The organism is Gemmatimonadota bacterium (assembly GCA_009841265.1).
Classification (GTDB): Bacteria; JAAXHH01; JAAXHH01; order JAAXHH01; family JAAXHH01; genus JAAXHH01.
In genome coordinates, this window is the sequence record VXMB01000009.1 from 303,866 (window position 1) to 324,049 (window position 20,184).

The window sequence follows — 20,184 nt, forward strand, 5'->3', positions numbered from 1 at the left end:
AGAAAGGAAATCCGATGAAAGCGGGACAAGTCGTCGCACGGGAACGCATCGAAATCGTGGAAGCCGAACGGCCGGACCTCGCACTGGAACGGACCGATCCGGACGGGCTGAAGGATCTCGTGCTCGTTCGAACTGTAAACGCCGCCATTTGCGGCAGCGACCATCCGGTTTTCACGGGTCCGGCAAACTACCCGGCACCGCCAGGCGTTTCCCTCCATGAGAGTATAGGCGTCATCGAGAAGTCCTGGTCGAACGGATGCCGGGAAGGAGATCTCGTCCTGGCCCTGCCCACTGGCTCTAGCGCCATGGCCGAGTATTTCCTCGGACTGGGCACGTCCGTGACGCCGCTGCCGAAGGGACTGCCCCAGGAGCAGCTTCTGATGGCCCAGCCCCTGGGTACCGTGTTGTATTGCCTGCGCAAACTGGGCCACTGGTTCAACGCGGAGGTCGCCATCGTCGGCCAGGGCCCCATGGGACTGCTCTTCACGGCCATGATGCGCAACCTGGGAGCGGCGCTGATTATCGGCATCGACCAGCACGACAACCGGCTCGCTGCCGCGAAGGAGATGGGGGCGACCCACACGGTGAACTCGTCGGGCACCGATCCGGTGGAGGCCGTGAACGAGATCACCGGCGGGCGGATGGCCGATGGGGTGATCGAGGTCGTGGGCGTCGAGGAGACTTTCAACCTGTGCGTCAAACTGGCTCGCCGCAACGCGCGGTTCATCAACTTCGGCGTCCCGAAGACAACGCAGTACACGGCCGACATATTCGATCTTTTCCGCAAGAACATCCAGTTGACGACTTCGGTCGGCCCGGATATCCATATCGACTTTGCCAGCGCCATGCGCATGATCGGCGAAGGCCGCGTCGACGTTTCGCCCATGATCTCGCATAAATTGCCCTTCGCCAGGGTCCAGGACGGTTTCGAAATGGCCACCGGGCGCAAGGGCGAGTGCATCAAGATCGTCATCGATTTCGAGGAGAAAGGCCTGGGCAGGTAGCTGCCCGGCGGATCACCGGACCGTGTGCGGGTAATTCATCGTGCACTGGACACGCTTGGAGGTATCACGACATGCATAGGGCCATGGGTACCGCGGCAAAGACCGCGGCCATTTGTCTGCTTGCCACCCAGATCGCCTGCGGCGGTGGCGATACGACGGAAGATCCCTGGAACAAGGTACAGGTGATCCTGTCTGAATCGAGGGATACGGTCGTGCTGGATGGCACGGAGAAAGCGGCGCTGAAGTACGCGGGGACGGACGAACCCCGGTACGGTGACTGGATGGTGCGCCACGCACTTTCCGATCCCGAAAACTACAATCCCTACACGTCGAGCGACCAGGGCGCCACGCAGGTCCATACCTACGTCTTCGAATCGCTGCTGGAGCCGGAGTACGATCCACCCTACGCGCAGCGGGGTTTCATCGCGGTGGACTATCCCGCCGTATCGGACGACAAGTTGACCTATACCTTCCGACTTCGCCAGAACGTCCATTTCTCGGACGGCGTTCAACTGACGGCGGACGACGTGTTGTTCAGCATGAAGGTCATCCAGACGCCCACGGTACGGGCACCTCACCTCAGAAACTACTACTCCTCCATTCAGGACGTCAGGAAACTCGGGGAATACGAGATCAGTTTCGAATGCCGCCAACCCTACATCCTGAACGATCTCTTCCTCGGCGGTTTCGATATCCTCCCGCGGCATTTCTACGATCCGGACGGGTTGCTCGATCCGGTGCCGATCGGCAGCCTCATCGACGGTAGCTGGGAAGCAGGGGAACACGCGGACCGGGTACGGCAGTTCGGCGAAAGGTTCAACCAGGATTTCAACCGGCGCATGTTGGGAAGCGGGGCCTATTACGTGGCGGACTGGGAGGACGACGTGGTCACGGGCCAGCGGGTCGTGCTCACCCGCAACGAGAACTACTGGGGCCGGGACGTGGAAGGAATCCCCCCCGCCGGACACGTGGACAGGGTCGTCTTCAAGATCATCAACAACCTGGACGCCGCCTTCATCGAACTGACCAACGGCAACCTCGATATCCACGGAATGAAACCCCTCGAGTTCAAGGAGAAGAGCTGGTCTCCCGGTTTCGTCGACCGGTTCATGAAGGGCATTCAGTATGCGGGAGGATACGTCTATATCGGGTGGAACAACGACCACCCCATATTCCGGGACCGTCGGGTACGCCAGGCGATGACCCACCTCACCGACCGGGAATCCATGGTGCGCAACCTGCTCTTCGGGCTCGCGGAGACGGTCGAGAGCCCCATTCACAAGTTCCGTCCCGAGTACAATCACGACCTGCAGCCCTACGCCTACGACCCGGACCGGGCTTTGGCCTTGCTGAACGAAGCCGGTTGGTCGGATACGGACAACGACGGGATCCTCGACAGGGAGATCGACGGTGAGCGAACCCCCTTCCGTTTCGAGTTTCTCGTCAACTCGGGCAATCAGCTCAGGAAGGATATTGCGCTGACGCTACAGAGCGCGTTGGAGGACCTCGGCATCGACTGCCAGGTCCGCGAACTGGACTGGTCCATATTCCTGGAAAGGGTGAAGAACAAGGATTTCGCGGCCGTGACTCTCGGCTGGAGCGGAGGAACGGGACTGCGCTTTCCGCCGGATTCCTACCAGATCTGGCATTCGTCCCAGATCGAAGGTAACGGATCGAACTTCGTAAGTTTCCGCAATGCGGAATCCGATGAGATCCTCGAGGTCTACCGAACGGAATTCGACATGGACCGGCGGATCGAACTGTACCGCCGGTTCCAGGAGATCCTCCACGAGGAACAACCCTATACCTTTCTCTGGAAATCGCGTGTCGCCAGTGCGTACAGCCGGCGCTTCCAGGGCGTCAACTGGTATCCGGCAGGCGCCGTGAACCAGGAGTGGTGGGTAGAGCCTACCGACCGGATGTACCAGTAACGCAGCGCGTTTCCGGCCCCTGTCCATACCCGTGATGACGCGCTGAACCGGCCATGACCCGGCGGGGGGCACGTTCTCCTATGCTCGGTTACATCCTTCAACGCTCGCTGCTCATGGTCCCTACGCTCGTCGGGATCACGGTGATCTCCTTCTTCATCATGCACCTGGCCCCAGGCGATCCCGTGGACCTGTTCCTCGGCGGCGTGGCCGGCGGCGAGGGGCTCGCGTCCGACCGGCAGCAGGACATCGAAAAGACCCGGGAGGATCTGCGCAGGCAGCTAGGCCTGGACCGGCCGGTCCACGTACAGTACTTCAACTGGGTCACGGCGCTGTTCCTGAAAGTCGAAACCATCAGCGCCTTCGACCGGAGCGCGTTGCGGGCGGACGGGTTGCTGGAACGGCTCGAGGCGTCGGAACGCCGGGCGCTCCAGGAACTCGCCAGGGAGGAACAGAAAGAACGGTTCCTTGTCCTTGTGCGCGATCGCGCGCCAGGGGAAGCGAGCGAGCTTGAACGATCGTCTTTCTGGGAAGGCAGGACCTTCAGCGCTGGGGGTAACTATACCTACCGGGGCGCCGGGATCGAACTCTTCAAACTCTCGGGATACCGCTTCGTAACGCTGGATTTCGGCCGTTCCTTCAAGGACAATCAGCCTGTCATCGGCCGGATCATTGAGCGGCTGCCCGTCACCCTCGAGATCAACGTCATCGCGATCATCATCGCCTACCTGGTGGGACTGCCCCTCGGCGTCTGGCTCGCGGTCAAGCAGAATACCCTGACGGACAGGGTGCTTACGACCGGTACCTTCGTCCTCTGGTCCATGCCCTCCTTCTGGGTGGGCATGCTGCTGATCATCTTCCTGTGCAACCGGGAGTTCTTCTACTGGTTCCCGGCCTCGGGCATACAGTCGCTGGACGCCTCCAGCGACTGGAGCTTCTGGCGGCTGCTCACGGACCACACGTACCACATGTTCCTGCCCGTGCTGGCCTCCGCCTATATCAGCTTCGCGACGATTTCACGCTTCATGCGGACGAGCATGCTGGAGAACCTGCGCCAGGACTACGTGCGGACCGCCCGGGCCAAGGGATTGTCGGAGAAAGTCGTTGTCCTGCGGCACGTGTACCGCAACTCGCTGATCCCGATCGTGACCACGTCCGCCGGGTTGCTGCCGGCCCTGATCGCGGGATCCGTGTTCATCGAAACGATTTTTACCATCCCCGGCATGGGGTTGCTCGGATTCGAGTCGGTGCTGACCAGGGACTACCCCATGGTCATGGCACTTTTCACCATTGGCTCCCTGCTATCGCTATTGGGCATCCTGGTCGCGGACATCCTGCTCAAGGTGGTCGATCCGCGGATCACCTTCGACCAGTTGCAGGGATAGTGGACCAGCATTGGGAAGTAGAACGACACTGTGAAGGAGACCGGCTTTGGGATCGGACCCGGCCAATCATAACCAAAACGAGGCGGTGAACGGTACGCCGGCCGATGCCGTGATGAACGAGGGCGGCGAGAGCTTCTGGCGGCTGACGCGCAAGGAGTTCCGCAAGAACCGTCCGGCGCTCTACAGTCTCTACGTCCTCGTGGCCATGGCCTTCCTCGCGCTGACCGCGGACCTGATCGCCGGCAACAAACCGTACTACATGGTCTACCAGGGAGAGACCTACTTCCCCGCTTTCAGGCAATACGCGGTGTACACCGGCCTGATGGACTGGCCGAAGGAGTTGCGGACGCGGAGGAACTTCAAGCGGTACGCGTACAGCGACGCGGTGTTTCCCCTCATCCCCTACGCGCCGGATGAGATCCGTCTCGGCGCCCGTTACGAGCGGCCGGGAGGCGACCACCCGTTCGGCACGGACCGGCTGGGCCGCGACGTGCTGTCCGGACTCATTCACGGCACGCGGTATTCGCTGACCATCGGGCTGGTATCGGTGGGCATCTCCCTGCTCATCGGCGTGGGACTCGGCGCGCTGGCGGGATACCTGGGCGGGTGGACGGACCTGATCCTGTCCCGCGTTTTCGAGCTCTGGGCGGCGATCCCGCCCTTCTTCCTGATCATCACGGCGGCGGCCTTCTTCCCGCCGAGCCTCTTCTGGATCATGATCATCATCGGGTTCACGGGATGGGTGGGCATCGCCCGGCTGACCCGGTCCCAGTTCCTCCAGGTCCGGGCCTTCGACTACATCGCGGCCGCGCGGGCCCTGGGCTGTTCGAACCTGCGCATCATGGCCGTGCACATCCTGCCCAACGCCATCGCGCCCGTACTTATCCCCGCGGCCTTCGGCGTGGCCGGCGCCATCCTGGCCGAATCGGGGCTGAGTTTCCTCGGCATCGGCGTACCTGCCGAGGTCATCACCTGGGGATCGCTGCTGGCCGGCGCGCGCAGCAACATCGCGGCCTGGTGGCTCGTGATCGTGCCAGGATTCGCCATTTTCATCACGGTGACCCTGTACAACCTGCTGGGAGACGGACTGCGCGACGCCCTGGACCCCAGGCAGCGCGGTACCGCATGAGAGACACATGAGAGACGCATGACGAATACGATCCTGCGCGTAAACGATCTGAAGACCTGGTTCGACACCGAAAGCGGCGTGGTGCGGGCCGTCGACGGCGTCAGCTTCGAGGTGGAGGCCGGCAGGACGCTGGGTATCGTGGGCGAGTCGGGATGCGGCAAGAGCATGACGGCCTACTCCATCCTGGGACTGGTCCCGCAGCCGCCCGGACGCATCGCCGGAGGTGAGGTCTTCTTCGAGGACAGGGACCTGCTGAAACTCTCTCCCCGGCAGATCCGGGCGATACGGGGCAACGATATCGCCATGATCTTCCAGGAACCCATGACGTCCCTGAACCCCGTATTTACCGTCGGCGAGCAGATCGCGGAAGCGGTCCGCCTGCACCAGGGCGCGGACCGGAAGGACGCCTGGCGGCGGGCCGTCGAACTGCTGGACCTGGTGGACATCCCACTGCCGGAAGAACGGGCCGGAAGCTATCCCCACGAACTCAGCGGCGGCATGCGCCAGCGCGCGATGATCGCCATGGCCATCTCCTGCGACCCGAAGCTGTTGATCGCCGACGAACCGACCACGGCACTGGACGTTACCATCCAGGCGCAGATTCTCGACGTGCTGCGCCGCCTTCAGGAAGAGCTGGGCATGGGACTCATGCTGATTACCCATGACCTGGGCATCGTGGCCGAGATGGCCCACGAGGTACTGGTCATGTACGCGGGGCAGGTCGTGGAACGGGCCGACGTGAAAACGCTCTTCGGAAGTCCCCACCATCCTTACACCCGCGGACTGCTCGCTTCGGTGCCGACAATGAGTTCGGGTACGGAGGAGCTTTCGACCATTGAGGGGACGGTACCGGATCCCGTGGGCTTCCCGGCTGGATGCCGCTTCGCCCCGCGATGTGATTTCGCGGTGGAAGCCTGCGGCCGGCCGCAGGCGCTGGAGGACGCGGGAGGCCGCCACCTGGTCCGTTGCGGCGAATGGCAGCGGGTCGTGCAGGCGGAGACGGCATAGGGGTAGCATCGTATGGCAGAAGAAAAAGAAATGTTACTGCAGGTCCGGGGACTGAAGAAACACTTCCCCGTGGGCGGCGGACTGCTGCGGCGCCACCGGGCGGCCATCAAGGCCGTCGACGGGGTCGACCTGACCCTGGAACGGGGCGAAACACTGGGCCTGGTGGGCGAAAGCGGGTGCGGAAAGACCACGATCGGACGGGCGATCCTGCGCCTGGTCGATCCCTCCGCCGGAACGGCCACCTTCCATACGGCCTTTGAAGAAGGGGAACCGCGCAGGCCGCACGCAGTCTTCGATTTGAAGAAGAGCGATCTCCGGCGGCTGAGGCGTCAGATGCAGATCGTGTTCCAGGACCCCTACGGCTCCCTCAACCCCCGTATGACCGTCGGCGCCCTGCTCAGGGAACCCCTGACCGTGCACGGACTGAGCACGCTGGGAGAAGTGGGTGACCGCGTGACCGAACTGCTCGAAACGGTGGGCCTGAATCCCGCGCACGCACGCCGGTATCCCCACGAGTTCAGCGGCGGCCAGCGGCAGCGCATCGGCATTGCCCGGGCCCTGGCCGTCCGGCCCGAGCTGATCATCGCCGACGAACCCGTCTCGGCGCTCGACGTATCGATCCAGGCGCAGATCATCAACCTGCTCAAGGTGCTGCAGGACCGGTTCCGGCTCAGCTACCTGTTCATCTCCCACGACCTCCGCGTGGTGCGCCACATCAGCGACCGGGTGGCCGTCATGTACCTCGGCAAGATCGTAGAAACGGCCACACGGGACCAGCTGTACGCGAAGCCGCTCCACCCCTACACCAGGGCCCTGCTCTCGGCCGTACCCCTTCCCGATCCCACGCTTGGCCGCGACCGGATCATCCTCAAGGGCGACGTCCCCAACCCGGCGAACCTGCCCCCGGGGTGCCCCTTCCATCCCCGGTGCCCCCTGGCGGAGGCCCGCTGCAAGACCGAAGTCCCCGTGCTGGAAGACAAGGGCAGCGGCCACAAGGCGGCGTGCCACCTGGTCTGAAGAACGGGTCCGGTCCCGGCCTGCTAGAGCGTCAGGCGAGCGTCGGCTCGAGGATCGGGTCAGCCGGCCTGGTCGGGTCAGCCAGCCAGGTCCCGCAACGCGATCATTTCACTGCGAAATTCGGTCTCCATGGACTTTCTCCGGTCATCCGGCAGAAAGCTGAAGCGAATCCCGTTCAGCAGGATTTCGTCGATGGTTTCCCTGGAAAACCCCCAGGGGTCGGCGAGCAGGCAGGCTTCGTCGGTCAGCGAGGTGTTGAACAGGGGGGGATCGTCGGAGTTGACGGTGACGGTTACGCCCGCTTCGTAGAGTGCTTTCAAAGGATGAGACGCCGCGTCGGAGTAGAGCCCCAGGCTGATGTTGCTCGTGGGGCTGATCTCAAGCGGAATCCGATGTTCCGCCAGGTAATCGACGAGTTCGGGGTCCTCTATGGCCCGCACCCCGTGGCCGATGCGCTCGGCGCCCAGATCGTGAATCGCGCTCCAGATGCTTTCGGGGCCGACGTGCTCACCGGCATGGGGGGCGCTGTGCAGACCCTCGGATCTCGCCCGGTCGAACCACGGAACGAACGGCGCGGGAGGGTATCCCTCCTCCATCCCGCCCAGACCCAGGGCGACGACCCCGTCGTCCATCCCCTCGATCGCCACATCGGTCGTATAGTCGAACCGCCCCCGCTCGGGGTAGTCGTTGCGCACCAGGTCGAAGACCCAGTTGATTTCGCAGCCGAAGGCTTCCTTTACCCGGCGGCGTCCGTCCGTCAGCCCGGTGAACCAGACGTCCTGGTCGACCCGGTTGATCCAGAGGTGGGTGCTCGGCGAGAAGGTCACTTCGGCGTACCGGATGTTCTGGCGGGCCATGTCGGCGCCGAATTCGTACACGATCAACTCGAAATCCTCTACGGTGCGGAGGCACTTCGTGATGGCGACATAGACCTCGATGAAATGGTGGAAGTCCCTGAACCGGTACCAGTTACGCAATCCCTCCTCCGTGTCCGCCGGCAGGTCGACGCGGTGCCGTTCCGCCAGCATCAGCAGTGTGGACGGCTGAATGGATCCTTCCAGGTGCACGTGCAGGTCCGCCTTCGGCACGGCGGCGATGTAGTCGTAAAGGGACATGTCGGTAACCTGCGGAATCTATGCGCGATTCAACTGGATCAAGGACGGCGCGGCCGAAAGGTCAGGTGCCAACCTGCGTTTCCGGATAAATGTAACGTTTATCCCGCAGGGCGTAAAGCGTGAGCACATTTGCCATGACATTCACCTGTCCGGCGACTATTATGTGAGGGCATGTAAAACGGTAGAAAGGAGTTAACAAAAGGAGCACGAAGTGGAACTGTCTGTCGTCAGCGGCGGCGTATTCAAACTGGACGGCGGGAGCATGTTCGGGATCGTTCCGAAACCGCTTTGGGAGAAGGTCTGTCCCCCCGACGAAAAGAACCGGATCACCAACGATACGAACTGCCTGCTGATCCGGAAGGACGGCCGGCTCATCCTGGTCGATACCGGCTACGGCGACAAGATGACCGACCGGGACCGGGGCATCTACGGGATGTCGGGTTCCACCATCCTGGGGTCTTTGTCGGCCCGGGGCGTATCCGCGGAGGATATCGATCTCGTCATCCTGAGCCACCTCCATTTCGACCACGCGGGCGGCGCGACCCGGATGGACGAGGAGGGCCGGGCCGTACCTGCTTTCCCCAACGCGCAGTACGTGGTTCAGAAAGGCGAGTGGGGTGACGCCCTGAGTGATTACGGCACCATGAAGACCACTTATCGCTCCGAGAACTACCAGCCCCTGATGGACCGGGGCGTGCTGACCCTGGTGGAGGGTGACGTGGAGATCGAGGAAGGGATCCGTGTCGAGGTGACCGGCGGCCATACCCGGTACCATCAGCTGGTGAAAGTGGACTCAGGCGGTACCCGGGCGGTCTACTCAGGCGATATCCTGCCCATGACGACCCATCTGCGCGCACCGTACAACATGGCCTACGACCTGTTCCCCTACGATACCATGGTCGCCAAGATGCGCCTGCTCCGGCAGGCGGCCGACGAGGGCTGGATCATCGCCCTGGATCACGATGCGAATGTGTCTTCGGGCAGGATTTCGTGCGAGGGCGAAGACCGGTACGCAATCGAACCGGTGGTGCTGGATCGCCTGTCCGCTTGAACCGGGATGTCCAACCGAGTTGCTGCCGCCCCAGGCCGCTGCCCCGGCCGCCTGACTACAGGCCAGCCGCGGACCGCGCGCGATTCCACGCCACCTATCTTGTTCCCGCGCCGAACACCTGCGTGCGCCACATGACCCGGCGCTGCCCATCGTCGAAGGGCGTGCGGCGGTGCATGGTGCAGCGGTTGTCCCACATGACCAGGTCGCCAACCTGCCATCGGTGTTTCCATACGAATCGTGCGTCGGTGGCATGGGCGATCAGTTCGTCCAGCAGGACCTGGCCGCTTTCCCGTTCCATGTCCGTGATGTGATGCGTCAGGTGGGGACTGACGTAGATCACCTTGCGTTCCGTTTCTGGATGGATACGGACGACCGGATGCATCGTGGGTTCCGGGGTATTCAGCGTGTCGATGGGATGCCGGTGGACCGCGTTCAGGCCATCGATGCGGGACTTTATGCCGGGGGCCAGCGCCTCGTAAGACGCGTATCCGTTCGCCCACATCGTTTCGCCGCCCTCGTCAGGTATTTCCAGCGCGTACAGCAATGAAATCGTGCCCGGTTCAGGAAGGTAGGACAGGTCCGAATGGAAAGGGATTTCCTCGCTGCCGAGGGCCCCTATGGGCTTTCCGTCCTCGGTCACGTTAGAGATGACGAAGATCTCCTCGATGGGGCGGTCCGGTTGCGGCCGCACGTGCGGTACGGGCCTTCCGAAATACCGGGTGAAGCGGACCAGGTCCTCCTGGGTGATCGCCTGGCCGCGGAAAAACAGCACGCAGTGGTCGAGAAAGGCGCCGCGCAACACACCTACGGTCTCCCCGTCCAGTTCGTGGCACAGATCCAGGCCACGCACTTCCGCGCCAAGTGCGCCGCCGGTCGGTATGACTTCAAACGAATCCATCATGCCTCGTATACACGGATCCTGCGACCAACCCCGTTTTGGCGCAATTCCCGCAATGCAGGATGACTAGACATTCGTCGCGTCCGGATCGCCCCAGAACGCTTCCAGTTCCACACCCAGGCCGTCCACCGTACGGTTGCACCAGGCGAAGAAACCCGCGATCTGGTTGATCTCCAGGATCGCCTTGTCGCCGAACCCGGCCTCCCTCAACGCAACGATATCCGACTCCGATGTCGCAGCGGGCACCAGGGTCAGCTTGCGCACGTAATCCAGCATGGCGCGGTCGGCGGCGTCCAGGTCCGCGTCGCGGTAGTCCTTCTTGATCGCGTCCACCAGTTCCCGGTCGTTGATCTCTCTGAGGAGCCCCTCCCCATGATGGCGGATTCAGTACTCGCACTCGTTCAGGGCCGAGACGGTCGTCGCGATCATTTCCCGCTGTCCCAGCGTCAGGTCGCAGTCCCCGTGCATCAGGCCCTTGTAGAAGACCATCACCGCCCGCATCGCCTGGACGTTCAGACTGTGCGCCTTGATGATGTTGTCCACGCCGCCCCAGGATCGCATCGAGCCCTGGTAAATCCGGGCCAGCTGTCCTTCCGCTTCCGATTCGTCTATGGTGCGTATCCAAGCCATGCAGGTCTCCTGTGGGTTGACTACATTCCGAAGTGACGCCGCATTCGAGTCACGGCGGCCTTCTCCTCCTTGCTCAGCGACTCCAGTTCGTATTCCTCTTTGGTGATCTGATCGCGGAATTCCTCGAAGGGCAGCCCGCCCTTGCCGGTTTCGTTGAAATAGGCGCTGAGTTGATACCGCTGGAAGATGTTCATTCTGGGATAGTCCTGGGTCCAGACCGCGGCGTCATGCAGCACGTGGGTCGAAAACACGAGGGCGTCGCCGGCTTCCATGGGCACGGTGATGGAGACAGGCGGCTGGTGGCCGACCTTCAGCCCGTCAGGCGTGGCGAAGGCCGACTTGTGGCTGCCGGGCACCAGGCTGAACCCCGTCCCCTCGGGCACGTCGGCCAGTGCGACCCAGGTAGCCAGGTGGCTGCAGTAGATCTCGCCGCCCGCCGCCTGGTAGTCGTTGTGGGGGTTGCGGAACCCCGGCGGAAACTTGAACCCGCTGTCGTCCCGGTGGTAGCCCTGGTGGTCCTCGTCGTCCGGCGCCGCCGGGTCCATTTTCGTGAAGTTGCAGTGAAACAGCCGGGGCATGCCCATAGTCAGCCCCGCGACGACGCGGATGATCTCCGGATCGGCGTTCAGTTCCTGGAACAACCGGTGGCCGTACTGGATGTGGTCCAGGTGTGTCTTGTAGGGCTCCTGACGGTGCCTGAACACCGGCGCGGGGATCTCGGGCTCGTCCACGGAGAGCCAGTGAGCGACGACCTCCAGGATGCGTGCCAGGCGGTCCGGCGCGATCACGCCGCGCAGGTGCAGGTATCCATGCAGGTCGAAATGCCACTTCTCTTCTTCGGTCAACAGATGGGAATATGGCGACGGCATGGACGGCCCTCTGACGTTTCAGTCGACATACACCGCAGGCGCGTGGGATCCGTTTCGGTTCCCGGGTGTCCTATCGGCCCAGCCAACCACCGTCGACGGCCAGTACCGCACCGTGGACGTAGTTGGAAGCGTCCGAACTGAGGTAGACGACGGCGCCGCCCAGGTCGCTCGGCGCGCCCCACCGGCCGGCGGGGATACGTTCGGATATGGACTTGGAACGCTCCGGGTCATGCTGCAGGGCCGACGTGAGGTCGGTGGCGATATAGCCCGGCGCAATGGCGTTGACGTTGACGCCCCTGGAGGCCCATTCGTTGGAAAAGGCCATGACCAGTTGTCCGACTGCGCCCTTGGACGCCGCGTAGCTGGGCACGGTGATGCCGCCCTGGAAGGACAGTACGGATGCGGTGAACACGATCTTTCCGCGGCCTCGGGCGACCATGTCCCGTCCGATCTCCCGGCTCAGGATGAACGGCGAGTTGAGGTTTACATTCATGACCGTGTCCCAGTATTCGTCGGAATGTTCGGCTGCGGGCGCCCGCAACGTAAGCCCGGCGTTGTTGACGAGGATATCGATGACCGGGAAATCGTTCTTGACCTGGTGAATGAAATCATACAGCGCGTCCCGGTCGTTCAGGTCGACGCTGTAACCGGTAAACTTGCGGTCCAGGGCGGTGACGGCCCCTTCGATTTCGCTGCCGGACGACTCCATCGACGCGCTTGCGCCCACGATATCCGCGCCTGCTCCGGCGAGCGCTTCGGCCAGTCCCCTGCCGATCCCCCTGCGACAGCCAGTTACGAGTGCGGTTTTGCCATCTAGCCTGAATGCGTCCAGTATGGACATGAAGTCTCCGTTTTTAAGCGTGAGCCGTTGAGGACAGTGTTACCCGGAACGCGGCCAATGGGATGCTTTCACCAGGCCGCTTATTGACGATTAGAAAAAGTTGCAGCGCGCGTGGTTTGTCAACCGGGAAAGTGTGCATGTCGATGGGAACAGCCGGCTATTTCAAACCGGGGAAAAGATGCTCGACGATCTTCAGAAGGATAATCGTGATGATGGGAATCGCACCGATAAGCAGGTTCAATTTGACTTCTATGGATTTAAGCCGATCCCGGATGCTATGATCCTTCGTGTACACCTCCGAAAACAGCAGATTGAGCCTGTCCGTTTCTGAAACGACCGAATCTGCCGGTTTAATTCCTGGATGGTCCGTCATTGGTCAACCTCCGGTCCGCGTGGGTGGAACGTAGTCCGCTGGTGTTATTGAATTAGTCATTGGCTGCCCACGGGTTCTCGAGTCCTTTGCTGAATTTACTGCAATGGGTAAGATCGACAGTCTTCGCCACGAGCGGATGAAAGACGGGTAGGGCGGGCGGGGGAGGGGTGAACCTCGAGGACTTCTTCGGCAAAGCCGTCACATGCGCGTCGGTGCCAGGTTCCAGGTCTGCAGCGATATGAACCTGGCCGCGCCTCCGCGTGCGAACAGGCTGACGCCCATGCTGTCGGTTCGTGTCGGATAGATGCGTTGGGTCACGCATTGCCGGCGGTTGGCGTAGACCTCGAGGATCGAACGGTCCAGGAAGATGCGCAGCACCAGCGGTTCACCCGGCGCCAGCTCGAACGGCCCCTCCTGCGCGGTGACGTAATGTTCGTGCTCAGGCAGGTGCGGCTGCAGACTTCGGTACCGCATGTAACGAACTTCGCGGTCGAGGGACGACCGGCTGACATCGACGCGCAGGACGCCTGCCGCCACGTCGCAGGAAACCGCGGTTTCCTCCTCGCCCCCCGGAGAGCGCAGCACTTTCACGCCGACCTCCCGCGCATCCCGGGGATCGATTTCGACGGTCAGTTCCAGGCAGTCCCCGCCGATACCCTCGACGGCCAACTCCGAATCGGCGGCTACGTCGATGGACTCATGCCGGCGGGCATCGAGCCGCAGCACTTCAAGCTCCGGCACGGGATCGATCCACAGTTGACCGCCGGGCCCCGGCGACAACAGGCGGGGAACGGTCATTGCGCCCGACCACCCGGATTCGCGCTCACGATCGTTTCCGCGCAGTTCGCGGATCCAGTCGAAGAAGACGCGCCGTCCATTGGGATCCAGCAGCGTCCTCGGGCCGCCGAGATGTCCTCCTTCCCAGCTCATGCGCCCGTGTATCTCGGGAACAAACAGTTCATTCCGCACCTCGCCGATGTAGTACTGGCTTCCCTGCAGATGGCTGCAGAAGAGCAGCATGTGGCGGTCGCCGAAGGGGAAGAAATCGGGCACCGCGCAGTCTTCGCCGCCTTCGGTCCATGCCCGCCTCGACCGGTAGAACAAGTCGACGTACTCCCAGGTGCGCAGATCCTCCGATTTAAACAGGAACGCGGCGTCCCCCCGGCCTTGCGGGTCCCGGTTGTTGACGGCGGCGTAATACTGGCCGTCCGCCAGCCACCCGCAGGGGTCGTGCATGGTGTAGCGGCCGAAGTCGGCGCTCCCCGCTTTCGGCTCGGGGATCACCGGATTCCCCGGGTCTTTCGTCCATTCGATCAGCAGGTCGTCGCTGCTGCGGGCGAGACAAAGTCCGTCGGGGTTGCCGTAGTAGATCAGTACCGGAACTTCGTCCTTGCTGACCAGGGCACCCCCGCTGAAACAACCCTTCCGGTCCGGTCCGTCCGCATCCGGTTTCAGCGCCACAGGATGGTGGACCCAGTGCACCAGGTCGGTACTGGAGGCATGGCCCCACTGGATGAGATGCCAGTAGGCGCCGTGCGGATTGTACTGGTAGAAGATGTGATAGCGGCCCTTCCAGAAAAGGGCCCCGTTGATATCGTTCATCCAGGCCGCCGGCGGCGTGAAGTGGTAAGCGGGCCGGTGCGGGTCGCTTGCATAGGAGGCAGCGAGTTCGCCGGCTTCCCGTATACGGGTTTCCATCCGTTCAATCCGGTTGTCGTCGGTCATTTTAGCGCTCCCGGGTTGCCTGCCCGGGAATTCTTTTTGCGGGCCGATGCATGGCCTGGGCCACGATTCGCGGGCAGAACCGGTCCGGGCGAGTGGCCGCTAACGGGCACAATTCGCCGAATCGTTGAAGATATGCTTGATATATGGAGAACCTATGGGCGTAATTTACATACACAAACGAGGCCCCGCCAGTTCGTCGATCGTGGAGATACAATGGTCATCGAAACCCCCCGATACACGATACGTTCGCTCAATTCGAACCAGTCCTACTGGGAACAGGACATGTTCCCGGATTGGACCGCCCTGAATTGTTACCGGCACTATCCGGACGGTGGGACCGGGACAGGTGTCGAACCCCATTACCACGACAATGACGAGATCTGGCTGTTCACCGCGGGCCGCGGGGAAGTTCGCCTTGACGGCGTAAGACACGAGATCACGCCGAACACGCTGGTCTATACGCCCATGGGCTGTGTCCACCAGTTCCAGATGTTCACGCACTACGAGAACAACGCCATCGTGACGCGCCTGGAGCGGGCGGGCAGGCCGCTGCACCTCACCGTGGAGGAGTATGGTCCCCCCGAGCCCACCGTTTCCGGTTTCGTCGTTCCGGGCAGCATGAATACCGGCCCCATACCGGATCCCGGCCCGCGATGCCCTATCTCCGAATGGCGGCTTCGGCGATATGAAGAGGTGAACGCCCAGGGAGGCACCCAGCGTGACGCCGTGCTGAACCGGAACGAGCACTGGATGGTACTGAGCGGGGCCGTGCAACTGTCGCTGGACGGACGGGAAGTTTCGCTCGAACCGGGCGATATCTCGCTGCTCCGGGCAGGTATCGCCCGACGGTTGTCCACGGAAGACCAAAGCACGCGGGCGGTGGTCGCGCGGGAGCATCCGGTAGACGCTGCCTAGTCCTCGCCGATCGCCTGGTGGATCTCGTCGAGCCAGACGACCATCTCGGCCGTGATATCGTTGTGGGGGCCCGGAATGCCCATCTCCGGCCAGGCCCATGCCCCGTTCTCCAGTTGGGTTTCGACAAGGTTGTTTCCGACCCTGACCGCCATGTCGCGGTACTTCGCTTCCCCGGTGAGCGTGTAGAGCATCGCGCCGGCCCAACCGACCTTGCCGGCACGCAATAGTCTGTAGTGATAGTCCCCAACGTGCTCGCAGAACCGCATGTACGTTTTCGCCAGGTCCAGCCATTCCTCCTCGCCCGTGGCCATGTACAGCCGGCAAAGGAAACCCGCCGCGATACCGGGATGGTAGAAGGACTGGTCCCGCGACGCGTCCCGCGTCAGCACGTACCTGAAGTCGTCGCCGTCCATCACCTCGGTGATCAACCCGCGTTCGCGGCTGTAGACCGTCCACAACTCGTTCGGGAAATCGGGCTGTTCCTTCATCATTCGCCGCATCCAGGCACCCACGCTCCTGGCCACATCCAGTCTTCCGGTGTAGACGGCGCACCATCCGCAGCCGCTCACAACCCACAGATCCTGTTCGGTGCCGCTGCCCCGCGCCGTCGGATGGGAGTAGAAGCCGCCGCTGTCGGGGTCGCGGAACCCGAGGAGGAAATCCATGCCGCACCGGGCCAGGTCGAAGGCGCCCATACGGTGGGCCGCCTTGATGACCCAGGCGTTATGGTAGGTGTAGTAGTAGCTGTCGAGCTCGTTGGCGGGACGTGGACCGAAGTCGCCGTCGGGGAGGAACCCGTTGTGCCTGATCCACCGGAGCAGGCGGCTTGCCGCGTGAGACAGTCCGCACACGAGAAACGCGGCAGGTACCTTGTAGTATTCGGTGACGCCGAGACCGGGATCGCCGAAACTGCCGTCCGCGTGCAACTGGCCGAGCAGGTAACGGCCGCCACGGTCACGCGCTTCCCTGAATGGGCTCATTCAGTACTCCGGCCTGGAGCGTTTGACGATCAAGTCTATACCCGCTTCCTGATTGGATTCTACACCGGATCCATTACATTGTAAATCCGAACCGGACATGCTTCGCGGCAACAAGACCCTTCAATGTGCTGACTCGCACTCGGTATTTCAATCACAAACAAAGCGCCGCTGCCTTTATTGAGAACGGAACCTGACATGAAGATAACCAGTGTTACGCGGTTTTGTATGTTCTGGATGCTTTCAATGTTTATGGCTGGCTGTTCGAACGTAATCTACATCGAGTCGGCGAACCAGAACAGTCGGGTCGATTACGTGGTGATTCACGCCACCTCGGCGAATTTTGCGGAATCGGTAAGATTGCTCACCACCCGAACCGGGCGTCCGGTCAGCGCACATTACCTGATTCCCGACGAAAACGACCCTACCTACGGTCACCGCCGGTTGCGTTTGCATCAATTCGTGAAGGAAAGCCAAAGGGCATGGCACGCCGGCGTCAGCTACTGGGCCGGGGATACGGGGCTTAACGCCCGATCCATCGGAATCGAGATCGTAAACGAGTTTAGCTGTAAGTCGGATACGTCAGCTGTCGAGGACAGCGGTCCGGACGCGCTCGTCTGTGATTTCCCGCCTTTCAGTGAAGCGCAGATCGAGATGTTGATCGAATTGCTTCGGGGCATTCAGCGACGGCACCCCCGCATTGGTCCGCTCGATTTCGTCGCTCACTCCGATATTGCGGTCCCACACCGGCGCCGGTCGGATCCGGGTCCCCTCTTTCCCTGGCGAAGGCTGTACGACGAAGGCATAGGCGCCTGGTATGACGAGGAATCTAGGTTGCGTTACATGGCGCAATTCGAGGACCAGCTACCTACGGTCGAAAGAGTGCAGACCGCATTGCTAAGGCTCGGATACCTGGTCGAACCAACCGGCGAACTCGATCACCAGACGCGCTTCGCCGTACGCGCGTTTCAAATGCACTTTCGCCCCTCGGACTATGGCGGCGTACCCGACGTTGAGACCGCGGCCATTCTCTGGAGCCTGATCGATAAATACCGCGGCGGGTACCTGCCTTGACTGCACGCTGCATGGTAAAAACCATCGCAGTTCGAAAAACGTCGAGAATCCAAATTCGGAACGCGACCAATCAATAAACTGGAATGACCGCACGACCAATGAATCTGGTAAGGAGGATCGGAAATGACAGTGGTTGATTATCTAATGCCGGCGGCTGTGATTCTGGTGGCGGTGTTAGGTTGGATTTCCAGTTGGATTTTCTTCCTGCGAGGCAAGATGGTCGAAAAACGTGAATTGGATACAGCCAAGACCGACCTGGTAAGAGAGATCGGAACACTACAAGAAAGGACGATGGCAGGTATCGCCGAATTGAGAGCCGATGTAAGAGAAATCAGGCATGACGTAAAGACCTTATTGTCACGCTAAATTTAAATGACAACCTACAGCTTCCCGAAGATCATCGACACGCCCAGGCTCATCCACTTCCAGTCGTCGCTGGACACGTTGTACTGCGCCTGGAGGCTGAAACGACCGAGCAGGAGTCCGATTCCGGGGGACACGACCAGGTCTCTTTCCGTGACGAAGCCGTCTTTCGCATTCGCGTTGACGTTACCCATCTGCCGCGTTCTCTTGTACACCACGCCGGCAGCGCCCTGCACGAACAGCCTTTCCAACGGGTAGAATCGCAGGCCGGCGGTCACCGGAATGCTGGAGTAGTTGCCCTCGATCCGGTCGACGATGGCGTCGAGACCCTGGTCGACCAGGTCCTCCACTTCGGTGCGGGACTTGATCTTCTCGCTGCCGTAGGTGACGTAGCCGCCCGAGCAGACCAGCTGGACGCGATAGCTGAACCAGTACGTCAGGGCGGCATGGGCGCCGTAACCGTAGTTCTCTTCGACCAGATCGGCAAGACCCGCGGCGGGGCGGGCCACTTCGCCGCCCAGGTTAAAATTGAACTGTCCGGACGCCGGCAGCGTGACGAGACTGACCGATGCCGCGAAGACCAGCGCACGGAAGGCCTGTATCATGATACTTGTCCCCGATCCGGTCTAGACATTCATTGGTGTCCGTTCGATTTCACCGCCGCGCGGGGCGTACCGTGGCCAGGCGGCTGGTGCCCGTGGATAGGTGGGCTGGTGCCCGCAATCAGACGGGGCGGGCGTCCATGGGTATGTACCGCGCTTCGGTCGGCCCCGTATACTCGCCCAACGGGCGGATGATCCGGTTGTCGGCGTACTGTTCGAGGAGGTGCGCGGTCCATCCGGTGATCCGGCTGCAGGCGAAAACGGGTGTGAACAACCCCGCCGGAATCCCCATGCTGGCATAGACCGATCCGGAATAGAAATCCACGTTGCAGGCGATACCCTTCAGGTCCATCATGGTTTGCTCGATCACGCGGGACATTTCATACCACTTCAGGTCACCCGCATTCCTGCCCAGTTCCTCCGAGAGGCGGCGCAGGTGCGTCGCCCGGGGATCCTCCGTCTTGTAGACGCGGTGACCGAATCCGGGAATTTTCTCCCTGGCGGCCAGTTTCTCCCTGACGTAGTCCGCGGCCAGGGAGATCTCCCCGATCTTGTTGAGCATGTCCATCACGTCCTTGTTGGCGCCGCCGTGCAGCGGTCCCTTGAGCGTGCCGACGGCCGACGTGACCGCCGAATGCATGTCCGAGAGCGTGGCCGCGGTGACCCGGGCGGCGAAGGTCGACGCGTTCAGTTCGTGGTCGGCATGCAGGATCAGGGCGACGTCGAAGGCCTTCGCGTGCTCGGGGTCCGGTCGCATACCGGTCAGCATGTACAGGAAATTCGCGGCGTGGTCCAGAGACGGATTCGGCGCGATGGGATCGCCGCCGTGCGAAATCCGGTGCCAGGCGGCGGTAACGGTCGCGAACTGGGCGGTCAGCCGGACGGCTTTGCGCAAATTCGCTTCGCGGGCGTGGTTCGCCGCATCCGGGTCGTAGGCGGACAGGAACGACACGGCCGAACGGAGCACATCCATGGGCGCCGTGTGGCGCGGGAGTGCCCGCAGCAGGTCCAGAACTGCTGCAGGCAACGTTCTGCCGGCGAGGAGCTGCTCGTTGAGTTCCGCCAGACGGCCCGATCCCGGCAGGTCGCCGTGCCACAGCAGGTAGGCCGTTTCCTCGAAACTGGAATGGGCAGCCAGGTCGTGAATGTCGTGGCCCCGGTAGAGCATTCTGCCCTGCAGGCCATCGATGAAACAGACGGCCGTCTGCGCGGCTACGACGCCTTCAAGGCCTAGCTTGACCATTCCGTTTCTTCCCCGGTGGATACGGTTTTGTGCCGTG

The 20,184-nt window shown here is 62.1% G+C and carries 21 protein-coding genes; 10 read left to right on the forward strand and 11 right to left on the reverse strand.

Going from position 1 to position 20,184, the window contains the following annotated elements:
- Positions 1-14 precede the first annotated feature (14 nt).
- The 6 genes from F4X08_06235 to F4X08_06260 all read left to right on the forward strand — a co-directional run bounded on the left by F4X08_06235 (position 15) and on the right by F4X08_06260 (position 7,471).
- The gene (locus F4X08_06235) at positions 15-1,004 is read left to right on the forward strand and encodes a zinc-binding dehydrogenase (GenBank protein ID MYD25391.1); all 990 of its coding nucleotides are present in this window, start codon (positions 15-17) and stop codon (positions 1,002-1,004) included.
- Positions 1,005-1,075: 71 nt separating this feature from the next.
- The gene (locus tag F4X08_06240) at positions 1,076-2,935 is read left to right on the forward strand and encodes a hypothetical protein (GenBank protein MYD25392.1); all 1,860 of its coding nucleotides are present in this window, start codon (positions 1,076-1,078) and stop codon (positions 2,933-2,935) included.
- Positions 2,936-3,015: 80 nt separating this feature from the next.
- Positions 3,016-4,317, forward strand: coding sequence for an ABC transporter permease (locus tag F4X08_06245; GenBank protein ID MYD25393.1), 1,302 nt, complete (start codon positions 3,016-3,018; stop codon positions 4,315-4,317).
- 112 nt (positions 4,318-4,429) lie between these two features.
- The gene (locus tag F4X08_06250) at positions 4,430-5,446 is read left to right on the forward strand and encodes an ABC transporter permease (GenBank protein MYD25394.1); all 1,017 of its coding nucleotides are present in this window, start codon (positions 4,430-4,432) and stop codon (positions 5,444-5,446) included.
- 18 nt (positions 5,447-5,464) lie between these two features.
- The gene (locus tag F4X08_06255; GenBank protein MYD25395.1) at positions 5,465-6,454 is read left to right on the forward strand and encodes an ABC transporter ATP-binding protein; all 990 of its coding nucleotides are present in this window, start codon (positions 5,465-5,467) and stop codon (positions 6,452-6,454) included.
- Between the two features lie 12 nt (positions 6,455-6,466).
- A complete protein-coding gene (locus F4X08_06260) occupies positions 6,467-7,471 on the forward strand; it encodes an ATP-binding cassette domain-containing protein (GenBank protein MYD25396.1) in 1,005 nt (334 codons plus the stop codon).
- A gap of 77 nt (positions 7,472-7,548) precedes the next feature.
- Here F4X08_06260 and add read toward each other — a convergent pair whose 3' ends face one another.
- A complete protein-coding gene (add, locus tag F4X08_06265; protein ID MYD25397.1) occupies positions 7,549-8,586 on the reverse strand; it encodes an adenosine deaminase in 1,038 nt (345 codons plus the stop codon).
- Between the two features lie 211 nt (positions 8,587-8,797).
- Between add and F4X08_06270 the strand changes: the two genes are divergently transcribed.
- Complete coding sequence (locus F4X08_06270) at positions 8,798-9,637, forward strand: MBL fold metallo-hydrolase (GenBank protein ID MYD25398.1); 840 nt, start codon at positions 8,798-8,800, stop codon at positions 9,635-9,637.
- A gap of 94 nt (positions 9,638-9,731) precedes the next feature.
- Here the strand turns inward: F4X08_06270 and F4X08_06275 are convergent, their stop codons facing one another.
- From F4X08_06275 to F4X08_06305, 7 genes are all read right to left on the reverse strand, one after another.
- Positions 9,732-10,538: a TauD/TfdA family dioxygenase gene (locus tag F4X08_06275; GenBank protein MYD25399.1), complete on the reverse strand. Its 807-nt coding sequence runs from the start codon at positions 10,536-10,538 to the stop codon at positions 9,732-9,734.
- 63 nt (positions 10,539-10,601) lie between these two features.
- Complete coding sequence (locus F4X08_06280; protein MYD25400.1) at positions 10,602-10,868, reverse strand: peroxidase; 267 nt, start codon at positions 10,866-10,868, stop codon at positions 10,602-10,604.
- Between the two features lie 51 nt (positions 10,869-10,919).
- On the reverse strand, positions 10,920-11,165 hold the full coding sequence (locus tag F4X08_06285) for a peroxidase (GenBank protein ID MYD25401.1): 246 nt from the start codon (positions 11,163-11,165) through the stop codon (positions 10,920-10,922).
- 20 nt (positions 11,166-11,185) lie between these two features.
- Entirely contained in the window at positions 11,186-12,034 is an 849-nt protein-coding gene (locus tag F4X08_06290) for a hypothetical protein (protein MYD25402.1), read from the reverse strand.
- Between the two features lie 70 nt (positions 12,035-12,104).
- The gene (locus tag F4X08_06295) at positions 12,105-12,875 is read right to left on the reverse strand and encodes an SDR family oxidoreductase (GenBank protein ID MYD25403.1); all 771 of its coding nucleotides are present in this window, start codon (positions 12,873-12,875) and stop codon (positions 12,105-12,107) included.
- Between the two features lie 157 nt (positions 12,876-13,032).
- A complete protein-coding gene (locus F4X08_06300) occupies positions 13,033-13,248 on the reverse strand; it encodes a hypothetical protein (GenBank protein ID MYD25404.1) in 216 nt (71 codons plus the stop codon).
- Positions 13,249-13,446: 198 nt separating this feature from the next.
- Positions 13,447-14,946 (reverse strand): glycoside hydrolase family 32 protein, encoded by a 1,500-nt coding sequence (locus F4X08_06305; protein MYD25405.1) that lies wholly within the window; start codon positions 14,944-14,946, stop codon positions 13,447-13,449.
- A gap of 159 nt (positions 14,947-15,105) precedes the next feature.
- Between F4X08_06305 and F4X08_06310 the strand changes: the two genes are divergently transcribed.
- Entirely contained in the window at positions 15,106-15,888 is a 783-nt protein-coding gene (locus F4X08_06310; GenBank protein ID MYD25406.1) for a cupin domain-containing protein, read from the forward strand.
- Here the strand turns inward: F4X08_06310 and F4X08_06315 are convergent.
- A complete protein-coding gene (locus F4X08_06315; GenBank protein MYD25407.1) occupies positions 15,885-16,868 on the reverse strand; it encodes a hypothetical protein in 984 nt (327 codons plus the stop codon). The genes F4X08_06310 and F4X08_06315 overlap by 4 nt on opposite strands.
- A 243-nt stretch (positions 16,869-17,111) precedes the next feature.
- On the opposite strand from F4X08_06315, the gene F4X08_06320 reads away from it, so the two are divergent.
- Both F4X08_06320 and F4X08_06325 read left to right on the forward strand, forming a co-directional pair.
- The gene (locus F4X08_06320; GenBank protein ID MYD25408.1) at positions 17,112-17,939 is read left to right on the forward strand and encodes an N-acetylmuramoyl-L-alanine amidase; all 828 of its coding nucleotides are present in this window, start codon (positions 17,112-17,114) and stop codon (positions 17,937-17,939) included.
- 123 nt (positions 17,940-18,062) lie between these two features.
- Positions 18,063-18,305, forward strand: coding sequence for a hypothetical protein (locus F4X08_06325; GenBank protein MYD25409.1), 243 nt, complete (start codon positions 18,063-18,065; stop codon positions 18,303-18,305).
- Between the two features lie 14 nt (positions 18,306-18,319).
- Here the strand turns inward: F4X08_06325 and F4X08_06330 are convergent, their stop codons facing one another.
- Both F4X08_06330 and F4X08_06335 read right to left on the reverse strand, forming a co-directional pair.
- Positions 18,320-18,907 (reverse strand): hypothetical protein, encoded by a 588-nt coding sequence (locus tag F4X08_06330; GenBank protein MYD25410.1) that lies wholly within the window; start codon positions 18,905-18,907, stop codon positions 18,320-18,322.
- Between the two features lie 118 nt (positions 18,908-19,025).
- Positions 19,026-20,147 (reverse strand): citrate synthase, encoded by a 1,122-nt coding sequence (locus tag F4X08_06335; protein ID MYD25411.1) that lies wholly within the window; start codon positions 20,145-20,147, stop codon positions 19,026-19,028.
- Between the last annotated feature and the right edge of the window lie 37 nt (positions 20,148-20,184).

Coding starts and splice junctions, on each gene's coding strand:
- F4X08_06250 (MYD25394.1), top strand. CDS start 4,430: ATGAACGAGGGCGGCGAGAGCTTCTGGCGGCTGACGCGCAAGGAGTTC.
- F4X08_06300 (MYD25404.1), bottom strand. CDS start 13,248: ATGACGGACCATCCAGGAATTAAACCGGCAGATTCGGTCGTTTCAGAA.
- F4X08_06255 (MYD25395.1), top strand. CDS start 5,465: ATGACGAATACGATCCTGCGCGTAAACGATCTGAAGACCTGGTTCGAC.
- F4X08_06315 (MYD25407.1), bottom strand. CDS start 16,868: ATGAGCCCATTCAGGGAAGCGCGTGACCGTGGCGGCCGTTACCTGCTC.
- F4X08_06275 (MYD25399.1), bottom strand. CDS start 10,538: ATGATGGATTCGTTTGAAGTCATACCGACCGGCGGCGCACTTGGCGCG.
- F4X08_06305 (MYD25405.1), bottom strand. CDS start 14,946: ATGGAAACCCGTATACGGGAAGCCGGCGAACTCGCTGCCTCCTATGCA.
- F4X08_06245 (MYD25393.1), top strand. CDS start 3,016: ATGCTCGGTTACATCCTTCAACGCTCGCTGCTCATGGTCCCTACGCTC.
- add (MYD25397.1), bottom strand. CDS start 8,586: ATGTCCCTTTACGACTACATCGCCGCCGTGCCGAAGGCGGACCTGCAC.
- F4X08_06290 (MYD25402.1), bottom strand. CDS start 12,034: ATGCCGTCGCCATATTCCCATCTGTTGACCGAAGAAGAGAAGTGGCAT.
- F4X08_06260 (MYD25396.1), top strand. CDS start 6,467: ATGGCAGAAGAAAAAGAAATGTTACTGCAGGTCCGGGGACTGAAGAAA.
- F4X08_06240 (MYD25392.1), top strand. CDS start 1,076: ATGCATAGGGCCATGGGTACCGCGGCAAAGACCGCGGCCATTTGTCTG.
- F4X08_06325 (MYD25409.1), top strand. CDS start 18,063: ATGACAGTGGTTGATTATCTAATGCCGGCGGCTGTGATTCTGGTGGCG.
- F4X08_06320 (MYD25408.1), top strand. CDS start 17,112: ATGTTTATGGCTGGCTGTTCGAACGTAATCTACATCGAGTCGGCGAAC.
- F4X08_06310 (MYD25406.1), top strand. CDS start 15,106: ATGCTTGATATATGGAGAACCTATGGGCGTAATTTACATACACAAACG.
- F4X08_06330 (MYD25410.1), bottom strand. CDS start 18,907: ATGATACAGGCCTTCCGTGCGCTGGTCTTCGCGGCATCGGTCAGTCTC.
- F4X08_06285 (MYD25401.1), bottom strand. CDS start 11,165: ATGGCTTGGATACGCACCATAGACGAATCGGAAGCGGAAGGACAGCTG.
- F4X08_06235 (MYD25391.1), top strand. CDS start 15: ATGAAAGCGGGACAAGTCGTCGCACGGGAACGCATCGAAATCGTGGAA.
- F4X08_06295 (MYD25403.1), bottom strand. CDS start 12,875: ATGTCCATACTGGACGCATTCAGGCTAGATGGCAAAACCGCACTCGTA.
- F4X08_06335 (MYD25411.1), bottom strand. CDS start 20,147: ATGGTCAAGCTAGGCCTTGAAGGCGTCGTAGCCGCGCAGACGGCCGTC.